Origin of the sequence: Neobacillus massiliamazoniensis (assembly GCF_001048695.1) — a bacterium.
In the GTDB taxonomy this organism is placed as follows: Bacteria; Bacillota; Bacilli; order Bacillales; family Cytobacillaceae; genus Neobacillus; species Neobacillus massiliamazoniensis.
This window is the reverse complement of record NZ_CVRB01000001.1, coordinates 1366333-1381585: the sequence shown is the minus strand read 5'-3', so window position 1 is coordinate 1381585 and position 15253 is coordinate 1366333. Positions and strand designations below refer to the sequence as shown.

Sequence of the window (15253 nt, the reverse complement as noted above, 5' to 3'; positions counted from 1 at the left end):
AGCGATTTTCTTATAAAATTAGCATGTGGAAATAGGAGTAACTTCATTCTCCCTTTTATATGGGAACATTTAGCAAGTGAATGTAATGCAAAAAACCAGGCATGGATTTGCCTGGTTTTTTGTTATTTTTCTCGATCTAAAACATAACCAAATGCCTGAACTCCATTTTTTCCCTCGTGCAAGTGAACGCCTTGAGTTGCAGGCTGCTCCAAGTATACGCCTTGAATTTCCGTAGAAAAACCTGGGAAGCGATTGATACTTTCTTGTAAAGCTAAGAAATATTGTTGGACAGTCTTACTCCATTTCTCACCAGGAACGACACAGAAAATTCCTGGAGGATATGGAAGTGCTCCTTCAAGTGCTATTTCTCCAACAATATCTGTTAATGGAACAAGCTTTATGTTGTTTCGCAATAATTCTGATCGTGCTTCATGAGGCGACATGGCGATTTCTGGGAATGTTGCTTTCCTAAACAAATCCTTTTGATACTTTTTAACATTTAAATCCTTATAAAAATCATGCATTTCCTGACATAACATTCTTATTGTGTACCCATCATAACGATCAATATGATTTTTATATATGCTTGGAAGAACTTTGCTTAAAGGGGCATCCTCCTTAACAAATTGCTCAAACCGAACAAATTGTGACACAAGGTTTTCCATTTTAGTAGGTGTTTCTGCAGGTGTTAGAAGAAATAGGATGGAATTCAAATCATTTTTTTCTGAGATTATACCGTTTTCTGATAAGAATTTGCTAAGAATGGTTGCAGGAATACCAAAGTCATCATATTCTCCTGTTTCTGGATCAATCCCTGGAGTAGTTAACAAGAATTTATTCGGATCAACAAAGTATTGATTTTCTCCATAGCTTTCAAAGGAATGCCACTTTTCCCCTGGATGGAATTTAAAAAAATCCAGGTTATTTGCAATTTCCTCTGTTTTATAATCCTGCCAGTTCTTTCCGTACACAGTTGGTGGAATAAATGGTTTGATTAAGGTGCAATTTTTTAAAACGGATTTTCGTGCCTCAACCCCTAATTTTACGCAGTCAGCCCATAGTCTTCGCCCGGCATCATTCTCATGGATTTTCGCATTAACATCTAAACTGGCAAATAACGGATATAAAGGACTGGTTGAGGCATACATCATAAATGAATTATTAAATCGTTTATGATCGACATAACGTTTTTGACCTTTGATATGACCATCTTTTTTATGAATTTGTGATGCTTGTGAAAGACCTGTAAGCTGTTTGTGTACGGACTGTGTGACAATAATCCCAGGATCATTTTCATGTAGGTCTAATAATAAAGGAGAGCAGTCCTTCATCATTGGAATAAATTGTTCATATCCAACCCATGCTGAGTCAAACAAAATATAATCACAAAGATGTCCGATTCTATCCACCACTTGACGTGCATTGTAGATGGTTCCATCATAAGTCCCCAATTGAATAATCACTAAGCGAAATGGCCTTTTTTCATTTACCTTATCTGGAGCTACTTCGGCAATTAATGTACGCAAATAATCTTCCTCAAAGCAATGATCATCAATACCACCAATAAATCCAAATGGGTTACGGGCAGTTTCTAAATAAACCGGAATACCTCCAGCTTGTACTAAAGCACTATTATAAACCGATTTATGGTTATTTCTGTCAAACAACACTAAATCGCCAGGTGCTACAATAGCATTCGATACAACCGAGTTAGCAGTACTTGTACCATTCATTACAAAGTAAGTTTTATCTGCATTAAACACCTGTGCAGCATGTTGTTCTGCATCCACTGGTGGTCCTTCATGAATTAATAGATCACCTAATTCCACATCGGAGCAACAAAGATCTGAACGGAATAGGTTTTCTCCATAATATTCATAGAAGTAACGGCCAGTAGGGTGTTTACGGAAGAATTGTCCACCTTGGTGTCCAGGGGTGGCAAATTGAACATTACCTTGATCCACATAACTAGTTAATGATTTAAAGAATGGTGGGAGTAAATTTTCTTCATACTGGGATGCTGCATCTTCAATTTGTCTGCTATAAAGGTTTATGTCAAAATGATTACCATCCATAATGTGGTAAACCTTACCAACGATGTCATCTGCAAGTTTAGTTAAACTTGATTTGATCACAAATACTGGAATACCGAATTTTGTGCTATCTACTTCATTAATGAAGCATGTTTCTTCATCAGTTACAACCGCTGCAGCTACATCAGTATAATCAGTATTTCCTAATTCAATTGTTTCACGTGTTGTTGAAAAGAATTTCAATGATTCTGGACTGCAAGCAATCTTTAAGTGTTTCATCATTTTTCTCCTTTCTTTCTGCTTTTAAAGTAGTTTTAAAGGCGAACAATAAGTGTAAAATCTTAATTTTTGAGCATTAACGATCGCTATGATTTTTATTTTTCTCGATCTAATACATACCCATATGCCTTAACTCCATCTTTTCCCTCGTCCAAGTGAATACCTTGCACTGTCGCCTGCAAGTAAACGCCTTGAATTTCCGGAGAAAAACCTGGGAAACGATTGACGCCATCTTCTAAGGCTAAGAAATATTGTTGGACAGTCTTACTCCATTTCTCACCTGGAACGACACAGAAAATTCCTGGAGGATATGGAAGTGCTCCTTCAAGCGCTATTTCTCCAACAATATCTGTTAATGGAACAAGCTTTGTGTTGTTTCGCAATAATTCTGATCGTGCTTCCTGAGGAGACATGGCAATTTCCGGGAATGTTACTTTCCTAAACAAATCCCTTTGATACTTTTTAACATCTAAATCCTTATAAAAATCATGCATTTCCTTGCATAACATTCTTATTGTGTACCCATCATAACGATCGCTATGGTTTTTATATATACTTGGAAGAACTTTACCTAAAGGGGCGTCCTCCTTAACAAATTGCTCAAACCGAACAAATTGAGACACAAGGTTTTGCATTTTAGTAGGTGTTTCTGCAGGTGTTAGCAGAAATAGGATGGAATTCAAATCATTTTTCTCAGGGATGATTCCATTTTCGCGTAAGAAATTGGTTAAAATGGTTGCAGGTATGCCAAAGTCATCATATCCTCCTGTTTCTGGATCAATCCCTGGAGTAGTTAACAAGAATTTATTTGGGTCAACAAAATATTGATTCTCACCATAGCCTTCAAATGAATGCCACTTTTCACCTGGGTGGAATTTGAAAAATTCTAGGTTATTTGCAATTTCCTCTGTTTCATAATCCTGCCAATTCTTTCCGTAAACAGTTGGTGGAATAAATGGTTTGATTAAGGTGCAATTTTTTAAAACGGATTTTCGTGCCTCAACCCCTAATTTTACGCAGTCAGCCCATAGTCTTCGCCCGGCATCATTCTCATGAATTCTCGCATTAATATCTAAACTGGAAAATAACGGATAGAAAGGACTGGTAGAGGCATACATCATGTAGGAATTATTAAATCGTTTATGATCGACATAACGCTTTTGCCCTTTGATATGACTATCCTTTTTATGAATTTGTGATGCTTGTGAAAACCCTGCTTGCTGTTTGTGGACAGACTGTGTAACAAAAATTCCAGGATCGTTTTCATGTAATTCTAATAATAAAGGAGAGCAATCCTTCATCATCGGAATAAATTGTTCATATCCAACCCATGCTGAGTCAAACAATATATAATCACAAAGATGTCCGATTCTATCCACCACTTGACGTGCATTGTAGATGGTTCCATCATAAGTACCCAATTGAATAATCGCTAAGCGAAACGGCCTTTTTTCATTTGCCTTTTCTGGAGCAACTTCGGCAATTAAAGTACGCAAATAATCTTCCTCAAAGCAATGATCATCAATACCACCAATAAATCCAAATGGATTCCGGGAGGTTTCTAAATAAACAGGAATACCTCCAGCTTGAATAAGAGCCCCATTATAATTGGATTTATGGTTATTTCGATCGAATAATACTAAATCTCCAGGGGCTACAACTGCGTTTGTGACAACAATGTTGGAAGTACTTGTTCCATTTAAGACAAAATAGGTTTTATCTGCATTAAACACAGTAGCTGCAAACTTTTCTGCATCCATGGCTGGACCTTCATGAATTAATAAATCGCCTAATTTCACGTCGGCATTACAAATATCGGAACGGAATATATTCTCACCGTAAAATTCATAGAAGAATCTACCAGCTGGGTGTTTACGAAAAAATTGACCAGCCTGGTGTCCTGGACAATCAAATTGAATATTACCTTTACCTACATATTCACTTAGAGTTCGAAAAAATGGCGGCAGCACATTTGCTTCATACTGGGATGCAGCATCTTCAATTTGCCCGCTGTAAACCTTTAAGGAAAATTGACTGCTATCCAAAATGTGGTAAACTTTACCAACTAAGCTATCATCAAGCTTATTGTTATTAGTAAGAATCACAAAAACAGGGATACCAAATTTCGTTTCGTCCACTTTATTAATGAAGCTTGTTTCTTTATCTGTTAACACAACAGCGGCTACATCTGAAAAATCAGTTTCATTTAATTCAATGATACTTCGATCAGTTAAAAAGAACTCCTTTGCTTCAGAACTACATGCAATCTTAAAATGTCCCATCATTTCCTCCTTGTTTTATTAAAATTAGCCTTTGGTGAACTTAAAGAATAGAGAGCAAGTCCCAATGGAAAATATAATTTGTTTCGTAGCAATTACAACAATTATTATTTAAAGGAGTTTCCAAATTTATTCACTGCTAACTAGCCTTTATAATCGCTACAAAAAAAAACGACTCTTAAATTCAGAATGTGAATTTTGAGTCGTTTTTTTGTAAACTGGGGATCTTTAGTTATATAAGACTGTACGCTTAAATATCATTCATTCCTATTTTTGTGATATAACTTATCTTTCCTTTTTAAAAAATATCTTTACAAGAACAATAAATCCAATAACTGTATAAACTAACACCCACAATACATGCATCCAAAAGTCGGTCGTAATATGTACTACATCATCACTGCTCAAGTATTTAATCACTTGCGTTACCGGCGGAAATAGGATAAGTCCCCATTTTAATACTTCTACTTTTTCGACTAATCCTTCATAAGAAATAGATACAACAATTACTAGCACCGCTAACAGCCACGAATATTTACTTGACGCAAAAGGAGTGAAAGCGAAAAAGGAACCCACCAAAATACCGAACAAAGCTAAAAAGAAATGACTATAGATTGATAGGCCGATTTGAATCAGAGTGATTGGTCCTTTAAAATTATTCATCAATATGGGATAACCAATTGCAAACAACATCAATATGAAGACAACTAGTAAGCATAAAATCCACTTTCCCCATAAATATCGTAACTTGCCAATTTGGACAAAAAGGATATGTTTCTCACTTTCTTGCTCAATTAATAAAACACCCATCGTTACCCAAGTCATAGTTAAATAAATGGCTATACTTGTCACTGCATAACTGCTTAATATTGGGACATTTTTATAAGCATATAAAATAAACACCCATGCCCCAAATATGGTTAATGGAGGGATCATCTTAAGTGAACGAATATAACTAATGAATTGGTACCGAATAAGACCAGACATATTTACCTCATTTCTCTTACTTCTAGCACAGAACATTTCTTATTCAATAAGCTAATTAATATTTGATCACACATTGCTGAATCGACCGTAATCACAGCAGTATTACCTTCATATTGAATATGAATGGAATCTAGGTCCTTAAAAACCTCTTTCTGAGGAAATTCTACTTTAATTAACCTTTTCTTTTTTCGTGTTTCATTTGAGAATAAAATCCCTCTCGCTTCTATATACAAAATTTGATTGGCCAATTTTTCAATCATTACGTCTTCATGTGTAGTAAAAATGATGGTTACTTCCTTTTTTAGCTTTTCTAAAAGGTGAATAAGATTCCGTTGAGAACTACTGTCCAGACCAGTTAGCGGTTCATCTAAGAGAAGTACATCGGGTTTCGCTAAAAGGGCTTGAATGATTCCTACCTTCTGCTTTGTTCCTTTTGAACAATGTTTAAGTGGGACTTCCAGAAATTGCTCAATTTCAAACAAATCTATTAATTTGGAGAGCTCAAATTCTATACCTTTCCTGGATATTCCATGAAAGGAAGACATGATTACTAAATATTCTTTTAGTTTAAATCTTAGGTTCTCTGGAAAATGCTCGGGTACATAGCCTATCCTTCTTGTATTTCTTATGATTTTCCCACTGGATGGCTCATAAATTCCTGCTAGTATTTTCAACAATGTACTTTTTCCTGAGCCATTATGTCCTTGTATAGCGGCAGCCACTTTGTCTTCAAATTTAAAGGAGAGGTTTTGTAAAACTAGGTTGCCCTCTATTTCCTTACTTAAATTTACGGCCTCAAATATGACTTTTTCCATAAAAACACAACCCTGTTTTGATTTTAATTTATTTTCTTAAATTATATTTTACCAATTTTTATATAAAATGGTATGTAAATACTAAATTTTATTGGACAAAAAAAGAGAAGCTGTAGCTTCTCGAAAATTTATGTCTTAAAATCTATCTTAGTGGTACCTTTACAAAGTATCTACATATCTCTGTAGACCTCCGCTCTTTTAATACTGAGGTGCATATAATTATTCAAATAATCTATTTAAAAATTAATTTTAATTGTTTGTGACTGTCCAATTTCCTTATGGTTTTTATCAAGAACATCGCTAGTTTGAATTTCTACCCAATTTAAATCTGGAGTTGATTTTTCAACAATAAATCCAAGTGCTCCCTGCTTAGAACCATTTGGCTCGATTTCTCCACCCAAATACTCTATATAAAAGTCATCTTCGAAGTTTCGGGTCTCACCATTACTTGTTTGTAAATGGGCAATAGGTCCAAAATGCACTAATTGGTCTGAATGATTTACTAGTTCAACTTCTACTTTAATATAATCAAATTCTGTATAGTTTTCCGTATAATAATGAAAGTAATCCATTAAGGAGTATGCCGGCAAATTATGAATATGCTTGACATTCTTAATTTTCATTTCAATGGGTCCAATCGTAAAGTTCTTATTTAGGGAGGCAATCCCTTTTAAATTTTCTGTACCTTTACTATCCTTTATGGTTTGCCCCACATTTAGAAGATTTCTATCATCGGAGACTTGAGGATTTGGGACATAGATCTCAGATAAAGATTTGGCTCTTTTTTTAACTTCAGTTGATTTATCAGTCTTTTTTTCAGTTGCTTTCGCCTTAGATTCAACATTTTGAACTGCATTGCAGCCAAACAAGATAGTGGATAGCATTAGGATCATTGGCATTAATAATTTCATAAAAATCCCCTTTCTATTTCAATAAAAAGCATGGTTAAAAAAAAGTCCCCGTTGAACACCACGGCCCAACGGGGATATTTATTTTTTTTATTGGCTGTGTTAAACTTGCCTGTTGATTTGCGCTCAAGAAGCGAGCATCCGCGGGCGTTCCGGGGAGCCTCCTCGGCGCTATTGCGCCTGTGGGGTCTCCCCTGCCCCGTACTCCAGAAGGAGTCTCGCGCCTTCCGCTCCAATCAACATAGTTTCAAAAATCAACAATGACCTTTAACACAGCCTATTTATTAAGAATTACTTACCACTTTTTAGAATGTCAAAGATAAGTTTCGCTTGGTCAGTATTGTCAATGTTTCCAGCAAATCGGTCACTGCCAGGACCATACGCATACACGTTAACATCTTCACCGGTATGCCCGCCAGTTGTCCATCCGGTAAATGAACGGTTGTCGAAAATAGCCTCAATCGCTGTATCTATGTCTTCTACTTTCTTGGATTCAGCAGCCTTCTTAACAGATTGGATTTCTTGAGGTGTTAGTTGGAGATCAATATAGTTTTTAAGAGTTTGCTCTACGTCAGCACCTTTTGCAATTTGCTCTGCCATGAAATCTGGTGTACGCTTTGCAGCTGCTATAGGAGCTCCAAACCAGTTATATTCACCTTTTGCACCGATAGAGAACCCGCCGGTTGAATGGTCAGCTGTTGCAACAACTAGAGTATGCTTGTCTTTTTTCGCAAAATCGATTGCAGCCTTAAATGCTTTTTCAAAATCTTCCATTTCACTCATAGCTGCTACGATGTCATTATCATGACCAGCCCAGTCAATTTGGCTTCCTTCAACCATTAAGAAGAATCCTTTTTTATTCTGGCTTAATTTATTCAATGCTGTATCGGTCATATCTTTCAAAGAAGGCATGGATGCTTCACGGTCAAGCATTTTAGGCATTCCGCCTTGGGAGAATAAACCTAACATACGAGGATTCTCACTTTTCAGCATTTCATCTTTATTCGTTACGTAAGAGTAACCATCTTTTTGAAATTGCTTTGTTAAATCGCGGTCTGGACGAACAAAATTGCTTAATCCGCCGCCTAGCATTACATCGATTTTATGTCCGCCATTGATCATTTCATCATAATAATCATCGGCAATAGCATTCATATTTTTACGATTTACATCATGTGCGCCATAAGCGGCAGGAGTAGCATGTGTAATTTCCGAAGTCGCAACTAATCCAGTGGACTTTCCTTTTTCTTTTGCAGCTTCAAGTACTGTTTTTACAGATGAACCGTTATTATCAACAGCAATTGCTGCATTATATGTTTTAATACCTGCTGACATCGCTGTTGCTGCAGCGGCTGAATCTGTAACATTTTGATGAGGGTCATTTGGATATGTAGTTTGTTGTCCAACAAGATATTTATCAAATTCCGTTTGTTCTACTTCTTTTGTTGAAGGGTTGTCTTTTAAATAACGATAGGCAGAAGTATAGGAAACCCCCATACCGTCGCCAATTAAGAAAATAACATTCTTAATTTCTGCATTGTTTTGTTTTGCTTCTTCTGCTTTAACATCATGATTAAGTGTACCGAGCAAGGTTCCGAAAGCTACTGTAGATAATACCGCTATAGGTAAAATCCTCTTTTTTAGTATGCTTTTAATCAAAATAACAGCCTCCTTTAGTTTCATTAAAAAATAATGAGTTTTCTCATCAAATTTTAATTTTCATTAACAACTAAAGAATAAAACACAATTATTAATCCAGTGTTAAGAAGGTGTAAATATTGTTTGAATATTCTTATGATTAAATACTCATCTAGCAAACAGAACGAATAGCCTTTTAGTACTACGAAACATAGTGTAACCGTGTGTGTTTTTTCCATGTGAATAAGGTACTTAGTATTCCTCAAAACAAAAAAGCTTGGTGAAGTTACCAAACTTTTTTAAATGCACATGCCGTTACAATAACATCTTACACTCGTCTTAATTGCTTTTTTCTCTTCAAAAAAAGAGAAACAATTGCGGATTTTCTTAATGATATTTATTCATAATCGTAAAATAATTTTTTTCTATTGTAATTGCCCCATACCATCAAAAATATAATTTAAGGGCCTTGCATTAGCCCCAGTTATCATGAAAAAAGACTGCATCAATTACTTAAAGGTAATAGAATATGAAAGGTCGTTTTACTATTTGTACTTGTAGCCCAAATCTCTCCGTTTGATCGTTTAACGATATCACTCACAATTGCAAGTCCGATCCCAGAACCTCCACCCTGTTCCCGGGATCTTGATTGATCAACTCGGTAAAAACGTTCAAACACCAATGGAAGGCTCTGATCGGGAATTTCCACTCCAGTATTTGTTAATTTTATGTAGACTTGTTGTTGGTAAACTTTTATTTCTAACAGGACGGACTCACCTGATGGAGTGTAGCGAACGGTATTATCAAATAAATTTATAAAAAGCTGGATTAAACGTGATTTTTTCATCTTTACCAATATTTGATTTTCTGATGTTTTCATTTGAAAATGAATAGCTTTTTCTTTCCACCTTAAAAGAAAGTTTTCAACCACTTCCGCAGCACATTTTTTTACATCGATCGTTTCATGCCAATTTTCGTTGCGGTTTTCTCCTTCTATTAAGGTTAATTGATGTAGATCCTCTACTAAACGAACTATACGTTGAACTTCGGAATAACTTTTTGACAAAAGTTGTGGTGTTGCCGGCAAAATCCCGTCTTTCATTGCTTCTATATATCCAAGAATAGTTGACAATGGTGTTCGTAGTTCATGTGCCACATCGGCAACTAAATTACGCCTAAGGCGTTCTATTCTTTCTAATTCTCTACTCATTTCATTGAACGATTGGGCAAGATCCCCTATCTCGTCCTTAGAACGTACATGAAACCGGACCATGTAATTCCCTTTTCCAATTTGTTCGAGGAGTCCACGCATTTTCGTTAATGGACGAACAATGGCACGTGTAACAATCCATCCGAATAGAATCGAGAGAGGAATAATGGTAAGACTTGTATAGAGTAAATAACGCTGCGTTGTTTCTTTAAACGTAAGAAAATTGTTATAAGCCATCATGCGGTTCTGTTCAATTAATGAAATAGAATAATGCCTAAAGCCCAAACTAATTCCTGCAACAGTTGCTATAATAACAAAGGCATTGATGGCCAATAATTTATATAAAAGCTTCATTTTCATTTGGGGCCTCCAAACAGTATCCAATTCCTCGTATCGTTCTAATTAAGTTAAAACTGGAGTCCACTGCACGTATTTTCTGCCGAATATTCCCGATATGCACATCAACAATACGATCTACTACATCAGAGTCACCATTAGGATATAAACAATTGAGTAATTGTTCACGTGTGCATACCTTCCCTTTACTTTCCAAAAGGTAAATGGCAATTTGTGCTTCTTGGTATGTCAAATGAATAGGAGACCTTTTCCAAAAAAACATATGCTTTTCTTCATGATAAAAAAAATATCCGCACGAAAGTTTAATGAAAAAATCAGTTTTATTTAAACACCGTCTTAAAATCGTTTGCATACGAGCGACAAGTTCCCGTGGACTAAATGGTTTTGTCAAATAATCGTCAGCACCCATATACAAGCCTCGGAGTTTGTCTTCTTCTTCAATTTTTGCTGTAAGCATAAGAATGGGTACTTGGCTTGTTTTTCTTATTTTTTTGCAAGTTTCATATCCATCTAAAAATGGCATCATTAGGTCTAATATGATAAATGCAGGAGACAGCTTCCCAATAAGATTCAGTGCATCTTGCCCGTTTTTAGCACTATACACTTCACAGCCTAAGGCTTCTAAATAATCCTTAAGAAAGGTAACGAGAGATGGATCGTCATCAATGACTAATACTGGTCCGTTTAGAACTAATAGATTCATAAGCTTCCCTCCAAGGTCCCATTTATATCAAAAAGTACAAAGAAGTTTGATTTTAATATTGTTTATGTATACAAAGTTATAAGCATAGAAGTCTAAGTTCTTCTAAGTTATACCATAAACCTCATTAATTACCACTACCTGCAACTTAAGAATACTTGGCATCCGATTTTAAATCAATTTCATGATGTCCTTTTCATATATTAATAGAACTAAAAAACCTCTTCTTTTTTGGTTCTGAAGAGGTTTTAGCTTTGATATGGAATTTCTAAAAACTCTTGCTTATCTTTCAAAATTTTTATTCAAAACAAACCAGATATTGTTCACACCTTGTCCGTTTATGTCACCAGCCTGCAGATCTTTACTAAAGTAATAAAGTGGGTAGCCCTTATACGTTGTTTGCTTCTGTCCATCTTCTCTTGTAATCGTACCAAAATCACTATGATGAAATCCGCCTGAAACTTTTATATTTTCCGCATGAAACGGCGGCCAAATTTCAAGGCATTTACCTGTACAATTACTAACCCCTGGTTTATCCTTTGTGAAATAATAAAGTGTCATCCCTTTTGAGTCAGCTAAATAGTTTCCGACTTTCTCTGACTTTAACACCTGAAGTTTGTATGGGTCTACTTTATCATGACGGTCTTCTTGGATCGTCTTGGTTATCGTCCGAGTATCCACATCCACAAGAGAGATTGATAGATCATGATTAAGGACGTATGCCCTTTTGCTATCCTTACTAAAAGTGATCGCTTGACGTGGCTCATTGAAACCATTAATCGTCCCAATAACACGATTGTCAGGAACGGTGATGACATTGATCGTATTATCCAGCTTGTTGCTGGCGAAAAGAATTTTACCATCAGGCGATAATGCCGCTCCATAAGGATCCTGTCCCACTTGAATCTCATCAACAATTTTCCCCTGTGAAATGTCTACCGCAGAAATACTGTTACGGCCGCTATTTGCCGCATACAAGGTACCTCCATCAGGAGTCACAGAAATGGCCCGTATCTTAGAGAAACCGGTAATTTCACGTACAATCTGTTTGGCAGCAGTGTCAACAACAGACACCTTGTCTCCTAAAAAGTTCGTCACATGTACATAAGCCCCATCGGGAGAAACAACGATCCCTTGACGCGGCTGAGCGAACCCAGTGATCACCGAAATCGGCTTGTGCGTCTCTAAATCGACGATTGTTACCGTGCTATGTGCTTGATTATTGACATACATTGTACGTCCATCTGGACTGACTGCAGTCCCAAATGCTCCCGGACCAACAACGACTTCGTCCTTCAGTTTTAGTGTTTTCGTGTTATAAAAACGTAAGGTCCCAAGCGTGCTGTCAGAGACGACAAACTCCGATCCACCATCAACAAATACAATGTTTCTTGGTGTGACAAAGCCCTTAATTTCTTTGCGTAAAGTTCCTTTTTTTAGGTCATAGACCAGGAGTGACTGTTCACGGCTATCTGATACAACAGCGGTCTCCTCATCTGGACTTACCGCAAGGGAGTTGTTCGTGATGTTGCTATCAAAACCTTTGACATCAGTAGAAGTTTTCGTTTCATTTGATGAGGCCAGACTGGCAGCAGGAAGAATAAAAACAAATAGTAAAACGGCAAGTAACATCCCTTTTAGTTTTTCCATTATACCTTCACCTCAGGTTAAAATTTTTTTAAATCAAAGACTATGAAACTATTTCTAAACCCATCCATCGTTATCATATCCAAGATTTTCCCAATAACCGATATGTGGTTTCTCAATCACCTTGATGGTTTCCAGCTATTTACCAATTTCATTCACCTCGATTTTTTTGCAACTTTCTAAATATTAATATAATTATTCTTTGTAAAGATTATATAAAGATAGATACTTGTTTTTATGTTTCATATTAAAAATAGGGATTTCAAAATGAATAGAAAAATAAGTTTGCGATTTTTCTCATCTAAAAAGCATGACAAACAGTCCTTATACATGTCTGCAAAATAAAAGAAAGCTAAGTTCATTACTTAGCTTTTCATAATGAGTCTATTAGGTTTCTTAGTCTTAGCGTAGTAAACGTAATCCACTTACAGCGAGTGTACAAATAAAGAAAAAGCTCGGCTACTGTAAGCTGAGCTTGATGCGATAATATTCCAGTGGATATTGAAAAAAATTCCTTCTAATTATGAAACCTTTCAGATTAATTACGAAAATTGCTCCGCTTATTTTTGAACGTATTCTGGAAGATTACGCAAAATTACATTGTAATTTTTCATAGATTCCAGGAATGTACCCTTGATTTACCCAACTATTTTATATTTCTTTTTTTCATAATCTACCGGAATGTTATTAATGTTTCTGAATCGATTTCTTCCTTTTTTCATTATCAAGCGGAAAAAATAAAAAGTTTCTTGGACAGAATGAACATTTTCTAAAATTCTGCTTTTCATTTTTATATTTCATGTAAATAGTCCTACACTTAATAGTAAAATAAATCTCTTTACCTGAATTAATAGTATTGGTACATTTCTCCAATTAACTCTGATAACTTAATCAAGCCTTTTACCAATTCATCAGGTGAAGCATAAGAATAGGAAATTCGTATATGCTGGTTATTGGAAAAATCATAAATACTTCCAGGATTTATTAGAAGCTTCTCACTAAGGGCAATCTCAAACAATCGATCGGTTGAAATATTCTTATTCAGCCGTAACCAGATATAATACCCACCGGCAGGAGTGTTCCAGGTAGCAATTTCCTTAAAATAGGTTTCCAGTGTATGTAAAACTAAATCACGGCGTTCTTTTAAGTGCTTTCTTAAAATGAGTAAATGCTGTTCATAAAGCCCACTTTCCATCCATTCTGTCAAAGCCCATTGTGAAAGAGAACTAGCTCCATAATCTGTCTGCATTTTTACATCTCCCAGACGTTCTACGATCGACTCAGGTCCCGCTAACCAACCAAGCCGGAGACCCGGAGCTAGGGATTTTGATATGCTCCCCATATATAGAACCATACCGTTTTTATCATAGGCTTTTAAAGGAAGCGGGGGCTCTTCATCAATCCACAATTCTCGGTACGCATCATCTTCGATTATGGGTAAACGGTTGGTTTTACACCAATCTAAAAGCTCCTGTCGCCGTGTTTCTGTCATTAGCCTGCCAGTTGGGTTTTGAAAGGTGGGTATGGTATATAGCAAGGATGTTTCTTCTAAATTGTCTTTTTTATTAAGAATCCAAGGCATGATACCGCTGCTGTCCATAGGAATACCGCTGAGTTTCATTCCTGCAGACTGAAAAACATTCAGTGATTTCAGGTAAGATGGAATTTCTGTAAATATGGTGGAACCTGGCTGCAACATACAAAGGGAAATTAATTGTAATGCCTGCAATGACCCCGAAACAATCAGAATACAAGTTGGAGGAATATATATTCCATACTTTGTCAGGTGCTGACTCAAAATCTTCCGCAACTCGAATAAGCCAAGAGGCTCCAAATAATTTAGGGAATAGGCTCTTTCAGGTACCCTTTGTAATACTTTTTTCATCATCTCTTTTGGGAACAACTCAGGTGAAATCTCACCAGTACTAAGTCGAGTGATTCCATCAACAAATTCCAGCTTGTTTATGGTTTGAATGGTTGGGGAGTTGGCTTTATGTATACTGAAATCAATATAGCGCTGCCAGTTTGGAGGAGAAGCAGACATCAGTAATGACCAAGTGTTGTTAATGATGGTTGTGCCCTGTCCAGATTTCCCCTCCAGAATTCCTAAAGAAGTTAATTCCTCCAAAGCTGCAACGATCGTACTTCTATTAACATCAAACATTTTTGCCAATGCACGTTGTGGGGGAAGCTTATTACCAATAAGCCAGTCACCTTTCGAGATTTTGTTACTGATATAGCTGACGATTTGTTTAAAAATGGGAATATTGCTCGTTTTATCAGGCTTCCATTCTATATTTACTATGCTGGATGTTTTATTTGCCATGATATCGTCCCTCATAATTTCTTTTTTATCATTCGCATTGTAGCACTTGGTTGGTCTATTAATCAACGGATGGA

At 36.2% G+C, this 15253-nt stretch carries 10 protein-coding genes; all 10 read right to left on the bottom strand.

What is annotated here, in order from left to right; genetic code table 11:
• Positions 1 to 122 precede the first annotated feature (122 nt).
• Complete coding sequence (locus tag BN1082_RS06490) at positions 123 to 2312, bottom strand: ornithine decarboxylase (protein ID WP_090632411.1); 2190 nt, start codon at positions 2310 to 2312, stop codon at positions 123 to 125.
• Positions 2313 to 2407: 95 nt separating this feature from the next.
• Positions 2408 to 4594 (bottom strand): ornithine decarboxylase, encoded by a 2187-nt coding sequence (locus tag BN1082_RS06485; protein ID WP_090632409.1) that lies wholly within the window; start codon positions 4592 to 4594, stop codon positions 2408 to 2410.
• 282 nt (positions 4595 to 4876) lie between these two features.
• Positions 4877 to 5578 (bottom strand): hypothetical protein, encoded by a 702-nt coding sequence (locus BN1082_RS06480; protein WP_090632406.1) that lies wholly within the window; start codon positions 5576 to 5578, stop codon positions 4877 to 4879.
• 2 nt (positions 5579 to 5580) lie between these two features.
• Entirely contained in the window at positions 5581 to 6393 is an 813-nt protein-coding gene (locus BN1082_RS06475; RefSeq protein WP_090632402.1) for an ATP-binding cassette domain-containing protein, read from the bottom strand.
• A gap of 236 nt (positions 6394 to 6629) precedes the next feature.
• On the bottom strand, positions 6630 to 7304 hold the full coding sequence (locus tag BN1082_RS06470) for a hypothetical protein (RefSeq protein ID WP_090632398.1): 675 nt from the start codon (positions 7302 to 7304) through the stop codon (positions 6630 to 6632).
• A 288-nt stretch (positions 7305 to 7592) separates the two neighbouring features.
• Complete coding sequence (locus BN1082_RS06465; protein ID WP_090632395.1) at positions 7593 to 8984, bottom strand: alkaline phosphatase family protein; 1392 nt, start codon at positions 8982 to 8984, stop codon at positions 7593 to 7595.
• Positions 8985 to 9444: 460 nt separating this feature from the next.
• A complete protein-coding gene (locus BN1082_RS06460; protein WP_090632391.1) occupies positions 9445 to 10509 on the bottom strand; it encodes a sensor histidine kinase in 1065 nt (354 codons plus the stop codon).
• Positions 10487 to 11209, bottom strand: a complete 723-nt coding sequence (locus BN1082_RS06455) for a response regulator transcription factor (protein WP_090632387.1) — start codon at positions 11207 to 11209, stop codon at positions 10487 to 10489. The genes BN1082_RS06460 and BN1082_RS06455 overlap by 23 nt, the downstream gene beginning before the upstream one ends.
• Positions 11210 to 11488: 279 nt before the next feature.
• Positions 11489 to 12856 (bottom strand): beta-propeller fold lactonase family protein, encoded by a 1368-nt coding sequence (locus tag BN1082_RS06450; RefSeq protein WP_245640336.1) that lies wholly within the window; start codon positions 12854 to 12856, stop codon positions 11489 to 11491.
• A gap of 844 nt (positions 12857 to 13700) precedes the next feature.
• Positions 13701 to 15179: an aminotransferase-like domain-containing protein gene (locus BN1082_RS06445; protein WP_245640335.1), complete on the bottom strand. Its 1479-nt coding sequence runs from the start codon at positions 15177 to 15179 to the stop codon at positions 13701 to 13703.
• Positions 15180 to 15253 lie beyond the last annotated feature (74 nt).